A 24126-nucleotide genomic window follows, 5' to 3' on the forward strand; every position below is an offset into this window, starting at 1 on the left:
CTGCCGAAGCAGGCCGGGGTATCAACATATCTGGCGTTGACTTTTGGCACGCTGTTGAGTTCTCAAGGAACGGACGCTTCCTTTGTACTCACCCTCTCGGGCTTTCCTCCGGGCGCTTCCCTTCGGTCTTGCGTTTCCGACTCTATCAGACTCTTTCGTGTCCGATTCCCGGTCGAAGCGGGTCAAGCGATTTTCGCTTTCCAGGTCTTCGCTTTCGCGTTTCCCTTTCCGGCGGACCAGACACTATCAAACCTTTCCGGTCCCCCTGACCGGCCCCCCGCAGACATGCGGGTGCCCGATTTCGGGTTAGGGTTTGGGCTCAATAGCCGCTGCCGACCCCCGACTCAAAGTCGCGTTGGGGCCAGGCAGGAGTACGACAGTACAGGCAGCCGGGAGTCGAGGCAAATCGTTTCCGGTGCGCCCCTAGGTCCTCGAACCACCAGGACTCGGGCGGAACCGGGACTTCTTATGACTTACGCTGCTGAGCAGTACGCCGTCCTCCTCTCTAGCCGCGGCGGCACCTTCGAAGCTCCACTGGGAGGCCCCCCATGACCACTGTGACGTCCCCGCTTGCCGGACGTGCCGTTGGGCTCGCTGCCGTACCCGACCCCGTCTTCGCCGGCGCGATGGTCGGTCCGGGCACCGCCATCGACCCCGTCCGCGAGCCCTCCGAGGCGGTCTCCCCCGTCGACGGAGTCGTCGTCTCCCTCCACCCTCACGCGTTCGTGGTGGTCGACAGCGAGGGGCACGGGGTGCTCACGCACCTGGGCATCGACACCGTCCAGCTCAACGGTGAGGGCTTCGAGCTGCTCGTGAGCAAGGGCGACACCGTGGCCCGCGGTCAGGCCGTCGTCCGGTGGGACCCGTCCGCAGTCGAGAAGGCCGGCAAGTCCCCGGTGTGCCCCATCGTGGCGCTGGAGGCGACGGCCGACGCCCTCTCCGAGCTCGTGGAGTCCGGCGATGTCGCGGCCGGCGACTCGCTGTTCGGCTGGCAGTAACGCGATCGGCGCAGTGACAGCCGACTGGATATCCACCACCGCGGAGGCAACGGCCACCGCACGACCGGAGACGGGTGAAATGGAGACAACGCTGCGAGGCGTAGGCGTGAGCCACGGTGTGGCGATCGGCGAGGTACGGCACATGGGCACCGCGGTGCTCGAACCGCCGGCCAAGCAGATCCCGGCCGAGGAGGCCGAGCGCGAGCAGGGGCGGGCCCGGCAGGCCGTGGAGGCCGTCGCCGCCGACCTCATCGCGCGCGGCAACCTGGCCGGTGGCGAGGCGCAGCACGTGCTGGAGGCCCAGGCCATGATGGCCCAGGACCCCGAGCTCATGGCCGATGTCGAACGCCGCATCGCCGTCGGAAGCACCGCCGAGCGCGGTGTGTACGACGCGTTCGCCTCGTACCGGGCGCTCCTGGCGGGTGCCGGCGAATACCTGGCGGGCCGGGTCGCCGACCTCGACGACGTGCGCAATCGCATCGTGGCGCGGCTGCTCGGCGTGCCGATGCCCGGCGTGCCGGACAGCGACGAGCCCTACGTCCTGATCGCCCGGGACCTCGCCCCCGCCGACACGGCGCTGCTGGACCCCGCGCTGGTCCTCGGCTTCGTCACCGAGGAGGGCGGGCCGACCAGCCACAGCGCCATCCTGGCCCGGGCGCTCGGTGTGCCCGCCGTGGTGGCCCTGCCCGGGGCCGGTGAGCTGGCCGAGGGCACGCTCATCGCCGTGGACGGCAGCACCGGTGAGATCTTCGTGGAGCCGAGCGACGCGAAGCGGGCGGAGCTGGAGAGCGCCGCCGCCGCGCGCAAGGCCGCGCTGACCGCCGCGACGGGCCCCGGTGCCACGTCGGACGGTCACAAGGTGCCGCTGCTCGCCAACGTGGGCGGGCCCGGTGACGTGCCGGCGGCCGTGGAGGCGGGTGCGGAGGGCGTCGGCCTCTTCCGTACCGAGTTCCTCTTCCTGGACGACAGCAAGCAGGCGCCGTCCGAGGAGAAGCAGATCGCCGCGTACCGCGCGGTGCTCGAGGCGTTCCCCGAGGGCCGTGTCGTGGTGCGGGTGCTGGACGCGGGCGCGGACAAGCCGCTCGACTTCCTGACCCCGGCGGACGAGCCGAACCCGGCGCTGGGCGTGCGCGGGCTGCGGAGCCTCCTCGACCACCCGGACGTGCTGCGCACCCAGCTGACCGCGCTGTCGAAGGCCGCCGAGGGGCTGCCCGTCCACCTCGAGGTCATGGCGCCCATGGTGGCCGACCGCGCGGACGCCAAGGCCTTCGCCGACGCCTGCCGCGAGGCCGGGCTGAACGCCAAGTTCGGCGCGATGGTCGAGATCCCGTCCGCCGCGCTGCGGGCGCGCTCGGTGCTGCAGGAGGTGGAGTTCCTGTCGCTGGGCACCAACGACCTGGCGCAGTACACCTTCGCGGCGGACCGTCAGGTGGGGGCCGTCTCCCGGCTCCAGGACCCGTGGCAGCCTGCGCTCCTGGATCTGGTGGCGCTGTCCGCCGAGGCCGCGAAGGCCGAGGGCAAGAGCTGTGGTGTCTGTGGTGAGGCCGCCTCCGATCCGCTGCTCGCGTGCGTGCTGACGGGCCTGGGTGTGACGTCCCTGTCGATGGGCGCGGCGTCCATTCCCTATGTGCGTGCCACGCTCGCCAAGTACACGCTGGCGCAGTGCGAGCGGGCGGCTTCGGCCGCGCGTGCGGCGGACTCGGCCGAGGAGGCGCGCCGGGCGGCGCAGGCGGTGCTTTCGGGCGAGTAGTCCGGGACCGCACGACGCGAGGTGAAGGGGCTTTCCGCCGGGGACCGGCGGGAAGCCCCTTCGTCGTGTCAGCGGTGCTCCTCCGGTTCATCGGCGCCGATGTCGAAGCCCGCGCAGTACTCCACGCCGGACTCGGGGGCGACGGGTTCGCCCGTGTCCGCGTCGGTGCAGTAGGCGCTGAAGACCTCGCCGGCGGTGAGCGGGTCGAGGTTGCCCCGGCTCAGCCGCCAGCCGTGCACGCGGTCCGGGGCGCCCGGGGTGCTCGTACGCAGGACGACCCCGCCGTGGCTCTCCAGGGCGATGGCGACGGCGAGGACGCTCACGAACTCGGCGCCCTCCGATGTGTCGAGCAGGAGGGGCCCCGCGCCGGGGCGGTCGGTGTGCAGGGCGGCGAGCAGCTGGTCGTTCTCCGTGGGGGTGCTGCACACCAGGTGGTGGATGCCGGGTCCGGCGGCCTCCAGGGTGCGTTCCAGGAGGTGGGAGGCGCGGTCGAAGGCGGCTTGGCCGATGTCCCGGCCGCAGTCCGCGCAGTGGCCGAGGCCCGCCAGGAGCATGGTGGCGTACTCCCAGGTGGCCCGGCGGACGGCGCGGCCGACGAGCAGCTGGATCAGGGCGTCCAGGGGCTGCCCTTCGTAGGTGACGGTGGCTCCGCAGGCGGCGATCTCCGCGGTGAAGCGGCTTCGGCCGGCCGGGGTGTCGGGGGCGATGCCGGCCTCCGCGCAGTACTGCACGTACTCCAGGGGGTCGAACAGGGCGACCGTCGTGTGCACGCCCTGTGCGGTGAGGGCCTTGAGCAGGGCCTCCACCTGTGCCAGATAGACGCCGTGGTCGTCGAAGGTGAAGGTGCGGAAGCGGCGCATCGCCGCGAAGTCCTCCTCATCGGTCAGCAGGCCGATGGTGGTGGGTGCTTCGCGGCGCAGCGCGCGTCGCATCGTGGTGGTCGCGGTCCGTCCGTGGACGGTGGTCCGCTTGTTGCGTGTCTGCGCCATGATGTCCCCCAGTGCGCTGTCGATCATTGCTCACTCAGAGTAACCACGGGCACTGACAACGGGGCGGTCAGCGGCGTTCGCGGGCCAGCTTCTCGTAGAAGTGGAGGAGTTCCAGGTTGTCGATCGAGCCGGGGTTGACGGCCTTTTCCAGGGCCGTTCCCTGGAGCAGGCGCTTGACCGGAACCTCGATGCGCTTGCCGGTGAGGGTGTGCGGGATGCCGGGGACCTCGATGACCTCGTCGGGGACGTGGCGGGGCGAGAGGTTCTCGCGGATGGTGCGCTTGATGCTGTCGCGGAGGGCGTCGTCCAGGGTGGCGCCTTCGGCGAGGTGGACGAAGAGCGGCATCCAGTAGCCGCCGTCCGGTTCCTCCAGGCCGATGACGAGGGATTCGCGGATCTCGGGGAGTCGTTCGACGGCCTCGTAGATGTCGGCGGAGCCCATGCGGACGCCCTGCCGGTTGAGGGTGGAGTCCGAGCGGCCGTGGATGACGACGGAGCCGCGGTCGGTGATCGTGATCCAGTCGCCGTGACGCCAGACGCCGGGGTACACGTCGAAGTAACTGTCGTGGTAGCGGCTGCCGTCGGGGTCGTTCCAGAAGCGGACCGGCATGGACGGCATCGGCTTGGTGACGACGAGCTCGCCGACCTCGCCGGTGAGCGGTTCGCCCGCGGGGTCCCAGGAGTGGAGGTCCGTGCCGAGGCTGGCGGCCTGGAGCTCGCCGATGTGGACGGGGAGGGTGGGCACCGCGCCGGCGAAGCAGCTGCAGACGTCGGTGCCGCCGCTGACGGAGGCGATCCACAGGTCGTCGGCGACCTCGTCGTGGAGCCAGCGGAAGCCGTCGGGCGGGAGCGGGGAGCCGGTGGTGGCGACGCACTGGACGCGGGAGAGGTCGAAGTCGCGTCCGGGGTGGATGCCGGCCTTGCGGCAGGCCATGACATAGGCGGCCGAGGTGCCGTAGAGGGTGGCGCCGGTCTGTTCGGCGACGCGCCACTGGGCGCTGATGTCCGGGTAGCCCGGGCTTCCGTCGTACAGCACGACGGTGGCGCCGGTGAGGAGGCCGGAGACGAGGAAGTTCCACATCATCCAGCCGGTGGAGGTGTACCAGAAGAAGCGGTCCTCGGGGCCGAGGTCGCAGTGGAGGCCGAGCTGCTTGAGGTGTTCGACCAGGATGCCGCCCTGGGACTGGACGATGGCCTTGGGCAGGCCGGTGGTGCCGGAGGAGTAGAGGACCCAGAGCGGGTGGTCGAAGGGGACCTGCTCGAAGACCGGTTCGGTGTCGGCGGCGGTGAGGGCGGCCCAGTCGAGGGCGCCGTCGGGGGCTTCGGTGCCGAGCAGCGGGATGTGCACGACGGCGCGCAGGGTGGGCAGTTCGCGGCGGAGTTCGGCGACGGTGTCGGCGCGGTGGTGTTCCTTGCCGCCGTAGCGGTAGCCGTCGACGGTGAAGAGGACGACGGGTTCGACCTGCTGGAAGCGGTCGAGGACGCTGCGGGCGCCGAAGTCGGGGGCGCAGGAGGTCCAGATTCCGCCGACGGCCGCGGTGGCGAGGAAGGCGACGACGGCCTGCGGGATGTTGGGGAGGTAGCCGCTGACGCGGTCGCCGGGGGCGACCCCGAGTGCGCGGAGTTCGGCGGCGAGCGAGCCGACCTGGCGGCGCAGCTCGGACCAGGAGGTCGGGGCCTGGGTGTGGCTCTCGTCCACGTGGAGCAGGGCGGGCGCGTCGGCGCGCAGGGGGTCCTCGGAGGCGCGCAGCGCGTGCTCGGCGTAATTGAGGGTGGCGCCGGTGAACCAGGTGGCGCCGGGCATCGAGCGGTCGCCGATGACCTGCTCGTACGGGGTGGAGAAGCGGACGTCGAACCATTCGGCGACGGCCTTCCAGAAGGTGTCGAGCTCGTCGACGGACCAGCGGTGCAGACTGGCGTAGCCGCCCTCGGCGGGGGCGCCGTGGTGCTCGGCCGCCCAGCTCTGGAATCGGGTGACGGCGGCGGCCGCGACGCGGTCGGGACCGGGCTGCCACAGGGGGGCTTCGTCGGCTGCTGAGGTCATGGGGCGGCTCCCTGGCTGTAGCGGGTACGCGGAGTGTGCGCAGGTCGCGCGCACGTGCGGGGGTGTGCGCGTGAGGCGACGTCACGGACGATGCCATGTGATCGTCTTTCGCACCAGGGTTGCCCGCACATGGTTCCGTGTCCCGGTATGTGCTCCCGCCACGTCCGGTGCGGGGTGAACGGAAGTTGAACGGCGCTCGTTCGCTGCCGGGCGGGTGGCAGGGTGAGCGGCATGAACGGTCGTGACCTGGTGCGCTCGGTGAAGCTGGTGGGTTCGAGGCGGGGGCTGCGCACGGTGCGCTCGGCGTGGCGCCGGGCGCGTGCGGACGCGCGTGCGCTGCCGGGGCGCGGGGCGGAGCGTGCCCGGGTGCCGGGTCCGGTGACCGGGGCGGAGCCGGGGCCCGGGGGCGGGGTGGTGCGGTTCGCCCGTTCGGAGCTGCGGATCCGGGTGGCGGTGGGCGGGGCGGTGTTCTGGGGGTGGGACGGGGCGGAGCCGGGGCCGTCGTACGCGTTGCCGGGCGAGGCGCCGGACGCGGATCCGCGGGCGGTGCTGGAGCCGGGTACGGACGGCGGCTGGCAGGTGGTGGCGGAGCGGCTGACGGTCGCGGTGTCGCGGCACGGGGCGGTGGAGCTGCGGACGCCGGGCGGGGTGGTGCTGCGCCGGGAGCTTCCGCCGCGCTGGTGGGAGCCGGTGGCCGGCGGGGACGTGCGGTGGGTGCAGCGTTCGGAGGTTGCGGCGGACGCGCGGTTCTTCGGGCTGGGCGGGAGGGCGGCGGGGCCTCGGCTGCGGGACGGTTCGTACGCGCTGTGGAACACGGACCCGGGCGGGCGGTTCGGGCCGGGGGACGATCCGCTGTATCTGACGATGCCGGTGCAGCTGGTGGTGGCGGACGCGGGGACGCACCTGGTCTTCTACGACAACTCCTGGTCGGGCGAGGTGTCGTTGCGGGAAGGGGAGGAGGGCGCGGGGGCCGGGCACGACCGGCCGGGCGCTTCGCAGGTGCGGATGGACGGCGGGCCGCTGCGCTGCTGGGCGGTGGCGGGGACCCCGGCCCGGGTGCTGGCGGGGTGGTCGGCGCTGACGGGAGCGGCCGCGGTGCCGCCGTCCTGGGCCCTGGGTCCCCAGCACGCCCGGTGGGGCTTCGGCTCCGCGCGGGAGGTCCGGCGGATCGTCGCGGGATACCGGGAGCGGGGTCTTCCGTTGTCGGTGCTGCACCTGGACATCGACCACTACGACGCGCACCGGGTGTTCACCGTGGACCGCGGGCGGTTCCCGGATCTGCCGGGGCTCGCCGGGGAGTTGCGGGAGGCCGGGGTGCGGCTCGTGTCGATCGTGGACCCGGCGGTCGCCGCGGACGGCGGGAACGCGGTCTACGAGTCCGGCCGGGCGGTGGGCGCGTTCGTCCGGGACGCCCGGGGGCGGGAGGTGCGGGGGGAGGTGTGGCCGGGGGTGTGCGCGTATCCGGACTTCACGGATGCGGGGGTCCGGGAGTGGTGGGGCGGGCTGTACGCGGAGCGGCTGGCGCAGGGGTTCTCCGGGGTGTGGCACGACATGAACGAGCCGGTGTCGTTCGCGGCGTTCGGTGATCCTTCGCTGCCTCGGTCGGCGCGGCACGTGCTGGAGGGGCGGGGCGGTGATCACCGGGAGGCGCACAACGTGTACGGGCTGGCGATGGCGCGGGCCGGTTACGAGGGGCTGGCCCGGTTGCGTCCCGAGGAGCGGCCGTTCCTGTTCTCGCGGTCCGGCTGGGCGGGGATGCAGCGGTACGGGGGCACCTGGTCCGGTGATGTGGCCACGGGGTGGCCGGGGCTGCGGGCCTCGTTGGCGCTGGTCCTGGGACTCGGTCTGTGCGGGGTGCCGTACTCGGGGCCGGACGTGGGCGGGTTCGACGGGTCGCCGTCGCCCGAGCTGTATCTGCGGTGGTTCCAGCTGGGCGCGTACCTGCCGCTTTTCCGTACGCACGCGGCGGTCGACGCGGGGCGCCGGGAGCCGTGGGAGTTCGGGCCCGAGGTGCTGGCGGGGGCGCGTGCGGCGCTGGTGGAGCGGGAGCGGCTGCGGCCGTACTGGGTGACCCTGGCGCGGCTGGCGGCGCTGACGGGTGCGCCGTACGTGCGCCCGTTGTGGTGGTCGGCGCCCGGGGACCGGGGGCTGCGGGACTGCGAGGACGCGTTCCTGCTGGGTGACGCCCTGCTCGTGGCGCCGGTGCTGGAGCCGGGCGTGGTGCGGCGGGCGGTACGGCTGCCGCCGGGGCGCTGGTACGACACGGTGAGCGGGGCGGTGTACGAGGGGCCGGGGCGGGTGGTGGTGGAGGCGCCGCTGTCCCGGGTGCCGGTGCTGGCCCGGGCGGGGGCGGTGATTCCGGTGCGGGGTGCGGACGGCGGCCCGGAGCTCGAGGTGTGGGCGCCGGTGGCGGGGAGTCCGGGTGGCGGGACGGTGGTCCGGGACGCGGGTGACGGCTGGGAGCCGGTGCGGGTCGAGCGGTACACGTCCCGGCTGGAGGGCGGGCGCGTCGTGGTGGAGCGGGACGGCGGGGCGGTGGACTGCCCGGTGCGGGTGCGGGGCGCGGGGTGCGGGGGCTCAGCGGTAGCGGCCGGCGAACCAGCGGTGGACGGCCTCGGTGTGGAGGGGGAAGGCGAGGGTGGCGGGGGCGGTGAGCAGGGTGTGGCCGGACGTCTCGTCGGTGGGGGCGGACGGCGGGAGCGCGGCGACGGGCCGTGCCGGGAGGAGCCCGAAGAGGAGCAGGTGGCCGGCGGGTGAGCTGAGGGCGTCGGCGAGACGGACGTCCTCGGGGCGTGCCTCGATGCGGGTCTCCTCGCGCAGTTCGCGTACGACGGCGTGCTGCCAGTCCTCGGCGTGGTCGATGAAGCCGCCGGGCAGGGCGAGGCCGCCGCGTGCGGGTTCGATGGTGCGGGTGATGACGACGAGGCCGGTGGTCCCGCCGTCGGTGACGGGGAGCAGGGCGACGGCGACCGGGAGCGGGTTGCGGTAGGCGGTCTCACCGCAGGCGGCGCAGGTCCGGGGCCAGGTGCCGGGGGCCGGGAGGCCGGTGTAGGCGGCTCCGCAGGCGGGGCAGTGGGCGAACGTCACGGGCTGCTCCGTTTCCTCGGGGGGCCGGGCCGGCTCTCGTGGTGACGGGGCGTGGGACCGGTGGCGGACACGCGCGGACTGTACCGGATCTCCCTTCGCGGCGGCCCCGGACCGTGGAGGATGTGCTCATGACAGCCATTGCGACCGCTTTCCGCGCCCTGGCGGCCACCGCCGCCGCCCTGCTCGCCGTGACCGTCACCGCCCCGGTGGCGCAGGCGAGGCCCGAGCCGAAGGCGCCCCGGGAGTTCGTCTCGCTGCGTTCGGTGGACCCCACGATCATCCAGGAGATGCGCTACCCGACGGCCCACGACTTCATGGGCGAGCCCGTGGACGGCTACCGTCAGCCGCTCTGCATCCTGACCCGGCCGGCCGCCGAGGCCCTGCACCGTGCGCAGGTCCGGCTGTTGCGGCAGGGCTACTCGCTGAAGGTGTACGACTGTTACCGCCCGCAGCGGGCCGTCGACCACTTCGTTCGGTGGGCGAAGGACCTGGACGACGAGGCGATGAAGGGCGAGTTCTACCCCCGGGTCGACAAGTCACGTCTCTTCGCGGACGGTTACATCGCGGAGAAGTCGGGGCACAGCCGGGGCAGTACCGTGGACCTGACGCTGGTACGGCTCCCCGCGCTGCCGACCAGGCCGTACCGGCCGGGCGAGGAACTGGTGCCGTGCTATGCACCGCAGGCCGACCGGTTCCCCGACAACTCGGTGGACATGGGTACGGGCTTCGACTGTTTCGATACTCTCTCGCACACCGATGATCCGCGTATCCAGGGTGTGCAGCGCGCCAACCGGCAGTTCCTGAAGAAGACCCTCACGGAGGCGGGTTTCGTGAATCTGGCCGAGGAGTGGTGGCACTACACCTTCCAGCCGGAGGCGTTCCCCGGCACCTACTTCGACTTCCCGGTGGCCCGCAGGTCGGTCGCCGGGCACTGAGCCGGTGGCGCGGGCGGCCGGGACCACCCCCGTGGGTTCCGGCCGCCCGTTCTCCCTTCCGGACGCGGCCGAGCCGTTTCCGGTTGCCGGATCAGCGATTACGGTGCCCGTATGTCACAGCAGACGTTCGATTCGTACGAAGAGTTCTGGCCGTACTACGTCGCGATGCACTCGCGGGCCGCGACCCGTTGGGTGCATCTCACCGGCACCCTGACCGGTCTGGCCGTCAGCGCGTACGGACTGGCGCGCGGCCGGAAGCGGTATCTGGCCGCGCTGCCGCTCATCGGTTACGGCACGGCCTGGCCCGCGCACTTCCTGATCGAGAAGAACAACCCGGCCACCTTCGGCCACCCGGCCTGGTCGCTCCGCGGTGACGTACAGATGATCCGCATGATGCTGGCCGGGCGCGACCGCGAGCTGGCGCAGACCGCGGAGAAGTGGCTCGCGGAGAACGGCTTCTAGCCGCCCGGGCCTCGGTCTCACGCGGCGTCCGGAGCCGTCATCTCCGCACCGATGCGCCGGATCCGCTCCTGTCCCCACTGGGCCAGGGCCTCCAGGGCGGTGTTGAGGGTGACGCCGTGCTCCGTGAGGGAGTACTCGACCTTCGGCGGCACCACGGCGTACACCTCCCGGTGCACGAGGCCGTCGGTCTCCATCTCCCGCAGGTGCTGGACGAGCATCTTCTCGCTGACGCCCGGGAGCCCGCGCCGCAGTTCCGCGAAGCGGCGCGTGCCGTGCTCGTGCAGTTCCCAGATGATCAGCGACTTCCATTTGCCGGCGACGACGTCCATGGCCGCGTCGATCCCGCAGACGTAGGGGCCCCGCCGTGCCGTTGTCGCCATGACCGCCTCCACGCCGCGCGGACGGCACTTACCTTCCGGTGAGTACCCCACTAATAAGTCCGTACTGTTCAACTCTACTGCCCCTGAAGAGGATTGAGGCATCGGCGAAACCCTTCGCCCGACAAGGGGAGTGCAAGGACATGCAGGAGATCCACGCGACAGACGTGAGCGTTCTCGGACTCGGCGCGATGGGCAGCGCGCTTGCCGGGGCTCTGGTGAAGGCCGGAGTGCGGACCACGGTCTGGAACCGCTCGACGGGCAGGGCAGCGGCACTGGTCGCCGGGGGCGCGAGGGAGGCCGCCACCGCCGCCGAGGCGGTCCGGGCAAGTCCGCTGGTGGTCGTCTGCCTCTTCGACCACGACTCGGTGCACGAGGTGCTCGACCCGCTCGTGGGTGACCTGGCGGGGCGCAAGCTGGTCAATCTGACGACGACCACGCCCGACCAGTCGAGGGAGTCGGCCCGCTGGGCGGCCCGGGCGGGGATCGCCTACCTGGACGGCGGCATCATGGCGGTGCCCTCCATGATCGGGCAGCCGGGGTCCTCAATCCTGTACAGCGGTTCGCGGGAGGTGTTCCGTGAGCACACGGAACTGTTCGACCAGTGGGCCACCAGCACCTACTACGGCGAGGACGCGGGGCTCGCGTCCCTATACGACTTCGCGCTGCTCTCGGCGATGTACGTCATGTTCGCCGGGTTCATGCAGGGCGCGGCCATGCTCGCACCGGCGGGCGTGCCGGCGAGCCGGTTCGCGGCGATGGCCGGGCCGTGGCTGACCGCGATGACCGGTGAACTAGCGGGATACGCCGAGGTGATCGACGGCGGGGACTACGCGGCCCCGGGACAGCAGAGCCTGACGTTCTCCAACCTCGGCCTGTTCATCGAGGCGATCACCGACCAGGGGGTGAGCGCCGAACCGGTTGCCATGGTCCAGCGCCTCATCCAGCGGCAGGTGGACGCCGGCCACGGGACGGAGGGGTTCGCCCGCATCATCGAGAGCCTCAGGAGCCCCGCTGCGTAGAGGTTCTAGGTGGTCACCGGCTCGCGCGGGCGGTCCGCGCGAGCCAGGGCGTGTTCGACCACGGCCACCAGCACGTCCCGGGCCGAGGCGCGGTCCCGCGCGTCGCACATCAGCAGCGGCACCTGCGGGTCCAGGTCGAGCGCGGCCCGTACCGTCGCCTCCGGGAACAGTTCCGCGCCCTCGAAGCAATTGACGGCGACGGCGAACGGGATCTCGCGGCGCTCGAAGTAGTCGACGGCCGCGAAGCAGTCGGCCAGGCGCCGGGTGTCCGCGAGGACGACCGCGCCCAGCGCGCCCTGCGCCAGCTCGTCCCAGAGGAACCAGAACCGGTCCTGCCCCGGCGTGCCGAAGAGGTACAGCACCAGGTCCTCGCGGAGCGTGATCCGCCCGAAGTCCATGGCCACGGTCGTCGTGGTCTTCCCCTCGACGCCGTCCAGGTCGTCCACCGGACGGCCCGCCTCGGTCAGCCGTTCCTCCGTGCGCAGCGGCCTGATCTCGCTGACCGCGCCCACCAGCGTCGTCTTGCCCACGCCGAAGCCGCCCGCCACCAGGATCTTGAGGGTGACGGGCTCCACGCGCCGCCTGCTGCGGCTAGAGCGCCCGAAGGCCATTGATCACCTCACGGAGAATGTTCACGTCCGGCAGCTCGGCCGGCGGAACGGGACGGGTCACGTGTACCAGCTCGTCGTCCACGAGATCGCCCACCAGCACCCGCACCACGCCCACGGGCAGGTCCAGGGACGAGGCGAGCTCGGCGATCGACTGGGGCACCTCACCGCAGAGTTCGAGGATCTCGACGTGTTCCGGGGTGAGCAGCTGGTCGCTGTCCGGGTCGTCGGCCGCGGGTTCGGGCACGACGATCGCGATCAGGTCGAGGCGGTGGCGGGACGCGCTGCTGGTGCGCCCGCGGGTCATCGCGTAGGGGCGGACGACGGGCCCCGCGTCGTCGTCGTACCAGCGCGGGGTCCGCGGCCTTTCCGGGGTCTCCGGGGAGCCGGGCGATGCGGCGCTCATGGCGTCCGCTCACCCCCCGGAGGGCTGACCGGCCGTCCGGGGCGCGTTGGCCAGGTGGCTCCCCACGCGCTTGACCATGAGCGTCATCTCGTACGCCACCTGCCCCACGTCCGAGTCGGATTCGGCCAGTACGGCGAGGCAGCTGCCGTCGCCGGCCGCCGTGACGAAGAGGAACGCCTCGTCCAGTTCCACGACGGTCTGGCGGACCCTGCCCGCGTCGAAGTGGCGACCGACGCCCTTGGCCAGGCTGTGGAAGCCGGAGGCGACGGCGGCCAGGTGCTCGCTGTCCTCCCGCGTCAGGTCCTTGGACGCGCCGGTGGGCAGCCCGTCACTGGAGAGCACCAGCGCCTTGCGGATGCTCGCGACGCGTGCGACGAGTTCGTCGAGGAGCCAGTTGAGTTCGCCGGACCCCTGGCGTGCGGTGTCGGCTGCGGCGGCGTTCGGTGCGGTCATGGACCGTCCCCTCCCGGAGTGGTTCCTGGTGCGGTGTCGCCGCGGCCCGTCGGGTCCTCGGCGTTCTCCTGGCGGCCGCGCTGCCAGCCACGCTGGAGCGAAGCCATACGACTGCGTACCTCTTCGGCGTCCCGCTCGATGTCGTCGGCGCTCCCGGCCGGACCGGGCCCTGCCGTGCGGGCGTCCGGCCCTTCGCGCAGCTGCGGGGCGAGGCTGGCCTGCCGGACCCGGCGCGGCAGGCCGCCCAGGGTGTCGGGGGCGGGCTCGGGCGCACGGGGCGCGGGCACCGCGGGGCGGCGGTCCACCGGGCGGGCCGGCTCGCGGTCCTCGGCGGCCGGGTGGGCGCGGCCCCCCTCGCGGTCTCCCGCGCGGCCTCCCCCGTCGACCCGGCGGCCGCGGTCGGTGACCAGCGTCGGCGGGCGGCGCCGGCGGGGCAGGGGCCGGGTGCCCTCGGGGTGCAGCGCCCGCACGCCGTCGTCGGGCGCCTGCTGGTGCTGCTCGCGGTCGCCGTCCCGGCGCAGGGCTCGGGCGCGGAAGATGCCGCCGCGTTCGCTCTCGGTGTCCTCCAGGTCCGCGACCCCGTCGAGCACGGAGTCGAGGCCGGGTCCCGCCACCGCTTCGAGGACCGGGTCGCGGGTGAACTCCAGCGGTTCGTCGCCCTCCAGCTCGACGGGGCCGTTGAGCAGGGCCGGGTCGACGAGTCCGGTGGGGACGGGCGAGAGGCCGCTCGGCCGGCCCGGCACCGGGTCCTGGGCCCCGGGGCGACGGGTGTCGCCGTCCGCCGTGCCGCCGGCGATGGCCTTCTCGGCCCGGCGGTCGAGCCGGAAGCCGGTACCGTGCGATTCGGGGGCGTCGGTGAGGAGGGCGGCGGGGATGAACACGACCGCGGTGGTGCCGCCGTACGGGGAGGTCTGGAGGGAGACCCGGACGTTCTGCCGCTGGGCGAGCCGGCTGACCACGAAGAGGCCGAGGCGGTCGGTGTCGGACAGTTCGAACTCGGGGGTCTCGGCGAGCCGGAGGTTGGCGTCGAGCAGGACGTCCGGCGGCATGCCGAGGCCCCGGTCGTGGATCTCCAGGGTGAAGCCGTTGGCGACGCGCTCGCCGTGCACCTGGACCGCGGTGTGCGGGGGCGAGAACACCGTGGCGTTCTCCAGGAGTTCGGCGATCAGATGGGTGAGGTCGGCGACGGCCGGGCCGCCCACGCCGATCCGGGGCAGTCTGCGGACCTCGATGCGTTCGTAGTCCTCGACCTCGGCGACGGCGGCCCGGACCACGTCCATCAGCTGGATGGGCTTGCGCCACTGCCGGGAGGGGGCGGCGCCGGAGAGGATCACCAGGCCCTCGGCGTGGCGGCGCATGCGGGTGGTGAGGTGGTCGAGGCGGAAGAGGTCGGCGAGTTCGTCGGTGTTCTCGGTGCGGCGCTCCATGGTGTCCAGGAGCGTGAGCTGGCGGTGGAGCAGGACCTGGTTGCGGCGGGCGAGGTTGACGAAGACCTCGGAGACGCCGCGGCGCATGTCGGCCTGTTTGACGGCGGCCTCGACGGCGGCGCGTTGCAGGGTGTTGAGGGCCTGGCCGACCTGGCCGATCTCGTCGCGCTCGTACTGGAGGTGCGGGGACTCGGTCTCCACGTCGACCTGTTCGCCCGAGGCGAGGCGGCGCATCACGCTCGGCAGCCGGACGCCGGCGACCTCGTGGGCGTCCTTGCGCAGCCGGGTGAGGTCGCGGACGAGTTCGCGGCCGATGCGCACGGAGACGAAGACGGAGACGACGAGGGCGAGGAAGCCGAGGACGCCGGCGATACCCGCCTTGATGAGGATGCCGTAACCGGCGGGCTTGCCCCGGTCCTTGAAGCGGTTGGTCATCTCCGTCGAGTCGTTGGCCAGCCGTTCCAGGGCGGCCGGGGCGACCTCCTGCCAGCGGGCGGCGTCGGCGGTGCGCGGGCTGGTGGTGGGGCCCCGGGAGATGATCCCGTTCTCGGCGGAGCGCAGCGGTTCGCTGTCCGGGCCCTGCCAGTACTCCTGGACGCGGCGGCGTTCGGAGACGGGGAGGAGGTCGAGGTTCGTCTCGTAGAGCAGGCCGCGCTGGGCGACGAGGTCGGATATCTGGCGGAGTTCCGGGGCGGTGAGGCGGCCGGCCAGGAGTCCGGAGGCGACCAGGGCGTCTTCCCGGGAGAGCATTTCGCGGGCGCGGGAGATGCCGGTCAGTGCGCGGACCTGCCGGTCCATGGAGACGTTCTCCATGGTGTGCAGGCCGGTCAGAAATCGGTAGCAGGGGTCGATCAGCCGGTTGTAGTAGGCCATCGCCTTGAGCCGGCCGATGGTGCGTTTGTCGACGGAGTCGCGCAGGGCGTCGAGTCCTTCGGCGGCGCCGAGTATCGAGCCGAGCTGCGATTCCGCGGTCGCGCCGAGCGCGTCGCGGATGTCCTTCTGCCCGGCGCTCTCGCGGACCTCGGCGACGACCCGGTCGGTGGCGGCGCGCTGTCTGCGCAGGACGGGCAGGGCGTCGGACGCACGCGGGTCGGCGAGAAAGACCAGCGTCTGGCGGCGTTCGCTCTGGATGACCCGGACGGTGTCCTCCAGGGGGTGACCGACCTTCTCGACGACGGTGCTCGCGCCGAGCAGTTTCCCGGCCTCGCGACCGGTGAGATAGGTGGCGAATCCCCAGAGGGCGGTGAGCGATACGAGAGGCACCACGAGCAACGCCACGATCTTCCTGCGGATGGACTTTCCGCGAAAGCGCATGGCCTCCCCCAGGTCATCCCCGCGGGACCGGGGACGGGTTTCGTCAACAAACGGCGCGAGCCTACTACCGACGGACAGACAACTCGAAGGCATGTCCGGGCGATTTTCGGCCGCGTTACCGGGAGTTGACCATGGCTTGTCCCGGTATTCCGCGAGATGAAATTCACGAAAGCGACAGAAGAGGCCCCGGGGCTTGGCAGGTTCCTTCACGTCCCGGTTGGCTGGAATTCTTCGTTTCGTGACACCTGGGAGGAATCTTCACCGCTGACCACTCGTCTGTCTGTACGGGGGTAGGGGGACCAACGGGGCGGGCTCGGGCGGACGGGACGGACCGGCCGCGTAGAAAGGGTGTATGCCGGGCAGCAACCCTGAAGTCGGACAGCGGTGGGAGTGAACGGCCTTGGACACACAGGAGCGTGAGGGCGCGGTGGGGGACACGGGTGCGCGGGGGCCGTGGGACGTTCCCCGGCAGCCGCTCTGGGTGGAGGAGCCCGCGACGCGGCGACGGATGCCCGATCCGGTGCGGACGGCGGCGGTGCGGGCGGTGCTCGTCATGTCGCTGACGATGATCCTGGCGATGGTGGCGTTCCTCACCGCGCTGGCGGGGTCCTGGCTCTCCTTCCCAATGGTGCTGAGCGCGGTGGCGAGCACGGTGGTCGCGACCTGGGCGGTGCTGGACGTCTGGGTCACCCGCCAGGTGTGGAACCAGCGCCACGGGGTGGTCTCCGAGCCCAGCAGTTCGGCCCGGCGGCTGCGCCGGGAGCGGCGCCGGGCGCGGCGTGAGGCCCGCGCCGCGCAGCGGGAGGCGACGCGGATGGAGCACCGGGGCGCGGACCGACTCTCGCGGGCCTGACCGCGCCCGGGGGCCCTGGCGCTACGGAGCCCGGGTCTCCTCGATGGTCTCGGACGCGTCCGGGGTGCGGGGCGCCGGGGCGCCGCGCTTGAACATGCGCGTCGCGGTGATCTCGCCGTGCACGGTCTCGCTGCCGGGGTCCTGCTGCGGCAGCCCGGGGCGCAGGTGCTCCTCGACGCTGATGTACTTCAGCCCGGCGCGCAGGTCCGCGTCGTTGCGCAGCCGGATGACCAGCGGGAATTCCGCCAGCGCCGTCGTGTCGAACAGGCCCGTGGTGTACAGCAGTTGTACGCCGAGCGCGTCGGCCACAGCGCGCTGGAGCTCCAGCAGATAGGTGGCGTTGGCCCGGCCGATCGGATTGTCCAGGAACAGCGTGCCCGCGTGCCGGTGCTCCGCGCGGTCGCGCCCCCGGTCGTTGCTGCGCAGAGCGGCCATCGTGCAGTACAGGGCAATGGCGGCGGTGAGCAGCTGTCCGCCCGAGAAGACGTCGCCCATCTGCCCGACCGGCACGCGCTCGGCGCGCAGCACGGCGTCCGGCTTCAAGATCTCGACGGCGACGCCCTTGGGTTCCAGGGCCGCTCCGACCCCGCGCAGCAGCAGTGACATGCCGTCGCGGCGCAGGTCGGAGTTCTTCCGGAGGGCCGCCCGCGTCGCCTCGTCGACGACCTCGCCGAGCCGTTCGGTGAGGGTGGCCTGGTCGGGCTCCTCGAAGCGGATGCGGAGGAATTCCTGCCCGGACCACTCCCCCAGGCCCTCCGGGAGGCGGGAGAGGCGCTGGGCGGAGCGGAGGGTGGTGAGCGCGGACTCCACCAGGCCGCGCAGCCGGTCCACGATGGAGTCGCGGTTGCGCTCCAGCTGGGCCAGCTCGTCGGTGAGGACGCGCAGCCTGGGCGCGAAGGCGGCGGCCCACTTCTCCGCGTGCTCGGGGAGCGCGGCGGCGGGCAGTTCGCGGATCTGCTGCCGGGCCGGGGTGCGGACCTGCTCGTAGCGGGTGGAGTTGGCGTGGCGTACGAGGACGTCGCTCGCCTCCCGGACGGCCGCTTCGGCGGCGGAGAGGTCGGCGGCGCAGCCACGCAGCGAGCGGCGGGCCTCGGCGGCGGACTGCCGGGCCTCCTCCAGGCTGCCCGCGTAAGCCTCGGGGTCCTCCGGCTCGTCCTCGGAGCCGTGGTCCCTGAGCAGGTCACGCAGCAGGGCGGCCGTGTCGTCGAAGCCGCCCGCCGCGTCCTCGGCGGCGCGGTGCGCGTGCAGCAGCTCGGCGTGGGCGGCCCGGGCGGTGTCCAGCGCGGCGGTGGCGGCGGCCAGCTCGGCGGTGGCGGTACGCAGCAGGGCCTGGGCCTGTTCGGCGTCGGCGGGCACCCGGTCCTCGGGCAGCTCGGTGTGCAGGCTCTCGCCGTCGGCGGGCGCCAGGCGTTCGGCCTCGCCGCGCAGCCGGCCCAGCTGCTCGCTCGCGGCGGAGGCCCGGGTCTCCAGGAGCTGGACGAGGGATTCGGCGCGGGCGGCCGCGGCCTGCCGGGACGGGCCGTCGGCACCGTCGGTGCCCTCCAGGAGCTGGGCGGCCCGGGTGCGGACCTTGTTGGTGAGGCGGTCCAGCTCGGCGAGGGCGGCGCTCTCGTCGCTCTCGGCGCGGGCCTGCTCGGCGCGCAGGTCGGCGCCGACGCCGACCTTCTCGTACAGCTGGGACGCCGCCCGGTACGCCTCGCGCAGGGCGGGCAGGGGCTGGCGCGGGGTGTCCTCGCCGAGGTCGGGGAGGTGTTCGGGGGCGCCGGCGATCTCGGCGCGTTCGACCCGCAGGGCGCGGGCGGTGCGGCGGGCGTCGTCGGCGGCGCGCTGGGCGGCGCGGCGGTCCTCGTCCGCGGCCCGGGCGCGCTCCAGGAAGACGGTGGCGCGGGCCTCGCACTCCGCCGCCTCGTCGGTCAGCTCGCGCAGCTTGGCCTGCCAGCCGGCCCGTTCGCGGAGCCGGAAGGCGAGTCCGGCGAGCGCGTCGGCGGCCCGGCGGGCGCGCTGGGCGGCCTCCTGGCGCTCCTCGCGGACCCGGGCGGTGTCGGCGGCGGCCTCGTCGGCCTCGGCGCGGACCGTGCGGGCCTCGGCGAGGGCGGACTCGGCGGTCTCGGCGGCGGTGCGGGCGATGCCGGCCGCTTCGGCGAGCTCGGCGAGCATGCCGGGCGGGCAGTCGGCGCGCCAGGAGCCGATGCGGGCGGCGAGCGCGCGGTCGGCGCCGAGACGGGCGGCGAGCACGCGGATGTCCTCGTCGCGGGCGGCGGCCCGGCTGCGCAGCGCCTGGCGCTCCTCGTCGGCGGCGTGCTCGTCGTGCATGGCCGGGTTCGGCGGTACGAGGAAGACGCCGTCGTCCGCGCCGGAAGCGCCGGTGCCGGGGTCGGGCACGGGGGCGAGGAGGGCGGCGGCGGTGCCGACGGCGACGGCGGACCGGGGCAGCAGGGCGGCGGCGCCGAGGACGTCACGGGCGCGGGCGTGCGCGTCGGGGTCCGTGATGACGACGCCGTCCACGAGCTCGGGGCGGGCGGCGAGGACGGCGGCGTGGTCGGCGGGGTCGACGGCCTGGGCGAGGTAGCGCCAGCCGGGCAGGGCGGGGATGCCCTGTTCGCCGAGGTATTCCACGGTGGCCAGGACGTCGGGGCTCGGCGGGAGGAGGCCGCCGTCGCCCAGCGCGCCCAGGATGCGGGCGTCGTCGGCGGCGGCGGTGCGCAGTTCGAACAGGCGCCGTTCGGCGGTGGCGACGCTCTGGTCGAGCAGGTCGCGCAGCTCGTCGGCGGCGCGGTCGAACTCGTCGGCGGTGAGTGCCTGACCGGCGGGCCCGGGAAGGGCCGCGGTGGCGGCGGACGCGCCGTGCGGGGCGGGTTCCGCTCCGTCCGGGGTGGCCGGTGCGGGGCCGGGCCCCTCGTCGTGCCCGTGCTGGGCGTCAGCGGTCCGGCCGGTCCCGGCGGCGGCCTGCCGGGGGCGGGGCACCGCGCCGGTCCGGTCCGCGGACAGTCCGAGCAGTTCGGCGAGGCGGGGTTCGGCGGCGATCGAGTCGGCGGCCCCGAGCTCCGCCTGGTACGCCTGCTCGGCGGCCCGGGCGGCGTCGGCGGCGCGGGCGGCGGCCAGTTCGGCGCGGGACTCGTCGGCGGTGGCCTGGCGGGCCCGGTCGGCGGCGGCTCCGGCGGCCTCGCGGGCGGTGTCCCAGGCGGCCACGGCGGCCTGTTCGGCGTCGTTGGCGGCGAGGGCGGCCCTTGCCGGGTCGGCGTGCGGGGCGGTGTCGTCCAGCCAGCCGGCCCGGACGGCCTCGGCGGTCTCCTGCTCGACCTCGGCCAGGCGCTGGCGCAGGTGGCCGGCCTCGCTGCGGGCGCGCTGGGCCTCGGTGGCGGCGGTGGTGGCGTCCCGGTGGGCGGCCTCACCGGCACTCTGGAGGGCGTCGGAGCGCTCCTCCTCCTCGTTGGCCCGGCTCTCGCCCGCCTCCGCGGCGGTGTGCAGGGCCCGTACGAGGTCGGCGGCGGCGCTCGCGCGGGCGGCGAGGGCGGGGGCGGCGTCGCGCTCGGCCTCCCGGATCGCGGCGGCGACGCGGGCGGAGCGGTCGGCGGCGGCGCGGTGGCGCAGGACGGCCTCGGCGGCCTGCCAGGCGGCGTGCAGGGTGCGTGCGTCGCCGAGTTCGCGGCGCTGGGCGGCGGCGCTCTTCTCGGCGGCGGTGAGCGCCAGCGAGGCGTGCCGGTAGGCGAGTTCGGCGGCGATCAGGGCACAGCGGCCGCGGGTCTCCTCGGCGCCGGTGACGGTGTGGGCGGCGGCGGTGACCTGCTGGGCGAGCTTGGCGGCGCGGCCGCGCTCCTCACCGGCGCGGGCGGAGAGGCGGCGGGCGAGGGTGCGGGTGCGGCGCTCGGACCCGGCGTGGATGTCGCGGGCGCGGGCGCGGTTGCCGGCGGCTTCCACGATGCGGCCGAGGAGGTCGACGGAGCCTGCGGTGAAGTCGCGTTCGGCGGTGAGTTCGGCGCGGCGGCCGAGCTTGTTGCCGAATCCGCTGACGAGGTCGGCGAGGCCGTCCGTGTCGCGGGTGTCGGTGACGGCGCGCAGCAGCAGGTCGGTGAAGTCGGAGTCCTTCTTGACCGCGAAGAGACCGGCCGCCTCGCCCTCGTCGGCGTTCATCTCGCGCTGGTAGCGGAAGAGTTCGGGGTCGAGGCCCAGGTCGCCCAGGTGCTCGTTCCAGCGGTCGTGGATCTCCTCCCAGTGCACGTCCAGGTGCTGGTAGAACTTCCCGGCCTCGGTGAGGGCGTCGCGGAAGCCCTTCATGGTGCGGCGGCGGCCGCGGGCGCCGGAGGTGCCTTCGGCGGGGCGGCCGACGGCGGTGGACTCGGCGACGGGCAGCGAGTCGAGGCCGAGCCCGGGTCCGGGCCGGAACGAGTACCACGCCTCGGCGAACTTCCGGGGGTCGTTGGAGACCTGGCGTCCGCGCCACTCGCTGACCTTGCCGACGACCACGCACTCGCCGGTCCGGGTGTGCTGCCACTCCAGGGCGACGTGGCCGCAGTCGTCGGCGAGCAGGAACTTGCGCAGCACGCCGGAGCTGGCGCCGCCGAGGGTGTTGCGGTGGCCCGGGAGCATCACCGAGAAGATGAGCTTCAGCAGGACGGACTTGCCGCCGCCGTTCTCCAGGAAGAGGACGCCCGCGGGGGCGGGGCGGCGCGGCGGGCCGACCGGCTCCTCCTCGAAGAACTCCGCCTGTGCCGGGGCGGGGCGGGGCACGGGCTCGCCGACTCCGCGCAGGTCGAGCACGGTGTCGGCGTAGCGTGCGCCGGCCGGTCCGATGGAGTAGAGGCGGACCCGGGACAGCTCGTACATGGCGGCGGACTCTCGTCGTTCTGGGAGCGGGGGGAAGGCGTCGGTGACGGGCGGGCGGTCAGCCGTGGAACGGCAGGCCCGCGTCGGCCGCCAGTTCCAGGTCGTCGGGGTCCGGGGGCGGCAGCAGCGTGGCGCTCCCGTCGGTGACGGGCACGACGCCCAGGTCGAGGAGTTCGGCCATGGCGGCGGTGCCGGCCATGTCGCGGACCTGGAGCTGGTAGCGGGCGGTGGTGCGGTACGTGCCTCCGGCGTCGTCGCCGGTGCGCTGGAGGAAGCCGGAGTCGGTGAGGAAGGCGACGGCCTTGCCGATGATGCCGGTGGTGGAGCCGGCGAGCCGGCGGGCGTCCTTGGTGGCGCCGGTGGCGCTGCGCCGGGCGTAGACGCGCCAGCCGGCCTCCAGGCCCGGGGCGTCGCTGGCCGGGTCGGTGTTGTCGCCCTGCTCCTCGGCGCGCTGCTCCAGCCGGTCGCACGCCTGGCGTACGAAGGCGTCGACGCCGTTGACCGTGATCCGGCCGATGTAGGCGTCGTCGGCCAGGTCCTCGGGGCGCGGGAAGGCCATGGCGGCGACGGCGAGGTGGGCGAGGCCGTGCAGGAAGCGGTCGGCGCTGTCCGAGGAGGCGCGGCGCGCGTAGTCGCCCATGCGGACGGCGAAGACGGAGTCCTCCCCCGCCGTGACGGCCATGCCCGCCCGGGGCGAGACCTCCAGGACGATGAGGCCGAGGCCGGTGGCGACGGCGTCGGAGAGCCGGGCGAAGGCGGGGTCGTCCCGGTAGCGGCGCAGCAGTTCGGCGTATTCCGCGTCGCGGGCGGGGAGGAGCTTGGGCTGGAGGCCGAAGGCGACGAGGCGGGCGGCGTCGGCCGCGTCCGCCGGGGTGACGGCGGCGGGTGCGGGCGCCGGGCGGTCGGGTTCGTAGCCGGGGGCGGGCCGGTCGGCGGGCTCGCTCCACGCGTCGGCGTGCTCTGCGCGGGGGTCGCTCACGACACTGGCTCCTCGGTGCGGTACGTGCTGTGGAAGGTGGTCCGGGGACGCGCGGCTTTCACGGCGCCTCCGTACGGTCGGCCGCCATGCCGGCGGCGTCGAGCAGGGCGGTGCCGACGATCAGGTCGGCGCCGCCGAATTCCTCGTCGTCCAGTGGGGTGCCGTCGTCCACGGAGAACAGCAGGCGGCGCTCGCCCTGGCGGTAGGCGGTGCCGACCGGGGGGCTCGCGGCGTGCACGGCGAGCAGGGCGACCAGGTAGGGCAGGTCGGGGTCGCGGAGGCGGGCGTCGGCGAGCAGGCCGGAGAGGCGGCGCGGCGCGTCGTGCTCCAGGTCGAGGAGCTCCATCGCGGCGGCCAGCTGCTCCTCGCTGAAGCGGCTGTCGTCCGGGGTGGCGATCAGGTCCGGCTCGGGCATCTCGGCGCCGAGGTGTTCGCGGGCGGGGGGCGGGCTGAGGAGCAGGTCGACCAGGTCGCCCACCCGTACGGAGACCGGGGTGCGCAGGCCGGTGCCGTGGGCGAAGAAGGCGTCGGTGGCGCGGCTCGCCTGCTCGACCGGGAGCGGCAGCAGCGGGCCGAGGAGCTGTCCGTACAGGTCGAGTCCGGTGCGGGTGGCGGGGGCGGCGAAGGCCTGGCGGTCCTGCTCGGCGCGGAAGAGCGGTCCCGCTTCGAGCAGCCGGGACTGGAGCTGGGTGTGGCGGCGGATGCAGTCCTTGACGATGTCGACCAGCTCGGCGGCGCGGCGCTTGTGCTCAGGATCCTCGGCCTCGTCCCGGGCCTTGCGGATGTTGGTGAGGATCGCGTTCTCGTGGCGGTAGCGGTCGGCGACGTGGTCCAGGGCCTCGGCGATCATGTCGGGCACGGCGTTGAGCCAGTCGACCGCGCGGACGTTGCGCCGGGTGGCGTCGAGCGTCTTGCGCAGCGTCTCCGCGTACTGAACGGTCCGGTAGCGGGCCTGTTCGGCGGCGAGCTGGGCGTCGGCGAGGCGGCCCCGGCTGATCAGGACCTCCAGCTTGACCTCGGCGGCGATCTGGGCGCTGGTGACGTCGGTGTCGAGGGCGCCGACCAGGACGTTGACCGCCTCGTCGGTGGCCCTGAGGTAGACGCTGCCGCCGTGCCCGGGGACCTCCTCGATCAGCTTGAAGTCGTAGTCGCGGCGGACGTAGACGCCGTCGGGCCCGAAGGTGCCGTAGACCGCACGGAATCCGCGGTCCACGCTGCCGACGTTGATCAGGTTCTCCAGGACCCAGCGGGCGACCCGTTCGTGCTCGGCGGCGGGGCGGGCGGGGGCCTGGGCGGCGACGCGCGGGAGGAGCCTGGTCACTATCTGGTCGTGGTCCGCGCCGGTGTCGAAGTCCATGTTGAGCGTGACGTGGTCGATCGCGGCGAGGGCGACCTCGGCCATCGCGTAGCCGCTGTACTCACCGGCGAGGTTCGCCTTGCGCGCGTCCAGGTCGTGCAGCGGCGCGGTGCAGGCGAGCGCGCGCAGCCGCCGGGACAGCCCCTCGTCGGCGGCCGGGCCCGGTGCGGGCCGCGGCCCCGCGCTGAGCTGGGGCGCAGCGTTGTCCGTGTAGGCAGGCGAAGTCACGGTGCACAGATTA

General features: G+C 73.7%; 17 protein-coding genes and 1 pseudogene. 7 read left to right on the top strand and 11 right to left on the bottom strand.

Going from position 1 to position 24126, the window contains the following annotated elements; genetic code table 11:
* The first annotated feature begins 548 nt into the window (after positions 1-548).
* Both AB0L33_RS22125 and ptsP read left to right on the top strand, forming a co-directional pair.
* Complete coding sequence (locus AB0L33_RS22125) at positions 549-998, top strand: PTS glucose transporter subunit IIA (protein WP_365683976.1); 450 nt, start codon at positions 549-551, stop codon at positions 996-998.
* Between the two features lie 79 nt (positions 999-1077).
* A complete protein-coding gene (ptsP, locus tag AB0L33_RS22130; protein WP_365683978.1) occupies positions 1078-2748 on the top strand; it encodes a phosphoenolpyruvate--protein phosphotransferase in 1671 nt (556 codons plus the stop codon).
* Between the two features lie 68 nt (positions 2749-2816).
* On the opposite strand, the gene AB0L33_RS22135 is transcribed toward ptsP, so the two are convergent.
* Together AB0L33_RS22135 and AB0L33_RS22140 are read right to left on the bottom strand one after the other, a co-directional pair.
* Positions 2817-3764: a hypothetical protein gene (locus AB0L33_RS22135; RefSeq protein ID WP_365683980.1), complete on the bottom strand. Its 948-nt coding sequence runs from the start codon at positions 3762-3764 to the stop codon at positions 2817-2819.
* A gap of 40 nt (positions 3765-3804) precedes the next feature.
* Positions 3805-5781, bottom strand: coding sequence for an acetoacetate--CoA ligase (locus AB0L33_RS22140; protein WP_365683982.1), 1977 nt, complete (start codon positions 5779-5781; stop codon positions 3805-3807).
* A gap of 231 nt (positions 5782-6012) precedes the next feature.
* On the opposite strand from AB0L33_RS22140, the gene AB0L33_RS22145 reads away from it, so the two are divergent.
* Positions 6013-8538 carry a glycoside hydrolase family 31 protein gene (locus AB0L33_RS22145; RefSeq protein ID WP_365683984.1) on the top strand — a complete coding sequence of 842 codons (2526 nt, stop codon included), beginning with the start codon at positions 6013-6015 and terminating at the stop codon, positions 8536-8538.
* A gap of 24 nt (positions 8539-8562) precedes the next feature.
* On the opposite strand, the pseudogene AB0L33_RS22150 reads toward AB0L33_RS22145, so the two are convergent.
* Positions 8563-8868, bottom strand: a pseudogene (locus AB0L33_RS22150) (NUDIX domain-containing protein); the annotation flags it as partial.
* Positions 8869-8996: 128 nt separating this feature from the next.
* Here AB0L33_RS22150 and AB0L33_RS22155 point away from each other — a divergent pair.
* Positions 8997-9803 (top strand): M15 family metallopeptidase, encoded by an 807-nt coding sequence (locus tag AB0L33_RS22155; RefSeq protein WP_365683986.1) that lies wholly within the window; start codon positions 8997-8999, stop codon positions 9801-9803.
* Between the two features lie 111 nt (positions 9804-9914).
* Entirely contained in the window at positions 9915-10265 is a 351-nt protein-coding gene (locus AB0L33_RS22160) for a DUF962 domain-containing protein (protein WP_365683988.1), read from the top strand.
* 17 nt (positions 10266-10282) lie between these two features.
* Here AB0L33_RS22160 and AB0L33_RS22165 read toward each other — a convergent pair whose 3' ends face one another.
* On the bottom strand, positions 10283-10645 hold the full coding sequence (locus AB0L33_RS22165; protein ID WP_365683990.1) for a helix-turn-helix domain-containing protein: 363 nt from the start codon (positions 10643-10645) through the stop codon (positions 10283-10285).
* A 140-nt stretch (positions 10646-10785) separates the two neighbouring features.
* On the opposite strand from AB0L33_RS22165, the gene AB0L33_RS22170 reads away from it, so the two are divergent.
* A complete protein-coding gene (locus AB0L33_RS22170; protein ID WP_365683992.1) occupies positions 10786-11664 on the top strand; it encodes an NAD(P)-binding domain-containing protein in 879 nt (292 codons plus the stop codon).
* A gap of 5 nt (positions 11665-11669) precedes the next feature.
* On the opposite strand, the gene AB0L33_RS22175 is transcribed toward AB0L33_RS22170, so the two are convergent.
* The 4 genes from AB0L33_RS22175 to AB0L33_RS22190 are packed head-to-tail and all read right to left on the bottom strand — an operon-like array spanning position 11670 to position 15872.
* A complete protein-coding gene (locus AB0L33_RS22175; protein WP_365683993.1) occupies positions 11670-12275 on the bottom strand; it encodes an ATP/GTP-binding protein in 606 nt (201 codons plus the stop codon).
* Positions 12256-12678 carry a DUF742 domain-containing protein gene (locus AB0L33_RS22180; protein ID WP_365683995.1) on the bottom strand — a complete coding sequence of 141 codons (423 nt, stop codon included), beginning with the start codon at positions 12676-12678 and terminating at the stop codon, positions 12256-12258. The genes AB0L33_RS22175 and AB0L33_RS22180 overlap by 20 nt, the downstream gene beginning before the upstream one ends.
* Before the next feature lie 9 nt (positions 12679-12687).
* Complete coding sequence (locus AB0L33_RS22185; protein WP_365683997.1) at positions 12688-13131, bottom strand: roadblock/LC7 domain-containing protein; 444 nt, start codon at positions 13129-13131, stop codon at positions 12688-12690.
* The gene (locus AB0L33_RS22190) at positions 13128-15872 is read right to left on the bottom strand and encodes a nitrate- and nitrite sensing domain-containing protein (RefSeq protein WP_365683999.1); all 2745 of its coding nucleotides are present in this window, start codon (positions 15870-15872) and stop codon (positions 13128-13130) included. Before AB0L33_RS22190 ends, AB0L33_RS22185 begins: the two co-directional genes overlap by 4 nt.
* Before the next feature lie 400 nt (positions 15873-16272).
* On the opposite strand from AB0L33_RS22190, the gene AB0L33_RS22195 reads away from it, so the two are divergent.
* Positions 16273-16725: a hypothetical protein gene (locus AB0L33_RS22195; protein WP_365684001.1), complete on the top strand. Its 453-nt coding sequence runs from the start codon at positions 16273-16275 to the stop codon at positions 16723-16725.
* 21 nt (positions 16726-16746) lie between these two features.
* On the opposite strand, the gene AB0L33_RS22200 is transcribed toward AB0L33_RS22195, so the two are convergent.
* Genes AB0L33_RS22200 through AB0L33_RS22210 form a run of 3 tightly spaced genes read right to left on the bottom strand, consistent with a single transcriptional unit; the run spans position 16747 to position 24113 of the window.
* The gene (locus tag AB0L33_RS22200; RefSeq protein ID WP_365684003.1) at positions 16747-21549 is read right to left on the bottom strand and encodes a hypothetical protein; all 4803 of its coding nucleotides are present in this window, start codon (positions 21547-21549) and stop codon (positions 16747-16749) included.
* A 58-nt stretch (positions 21550-21607) separates the two neighbouring features.
* Positions 21608-22528: a hypothetical protein gene (locus AB0L33_RS22205; protein ID WP_365684005.1), complete on the bottom strand. Its 921-nt coding sequence runs from the start codon at positions 22526-22528 to the stop codon at positions 21608-21610.
* A 58-nt stretch (positions 22529-22586) separates the two neighbouring features.
* Positions 22587-24113 (bottom strand): hypothetical protein, encoded by a 1527-nt coding sequence (locus AB0L33_RS22210; protein ID WP_365684007.1) that lies wholly within the window; start codon positions 24111-24113, stop codon positions 22587-22589.
* Positions 24114-24126 lie beyond the last annotated feature (13 nt).

The organism is Streptomyces sp. NPDC052299 (genome assembly GCF_040679335.1).
Lineage (GTDB): Bacteria > Actinomycetota > Actinomycetes > Streptomycetales > Streptomycetaceae > Streptomyces.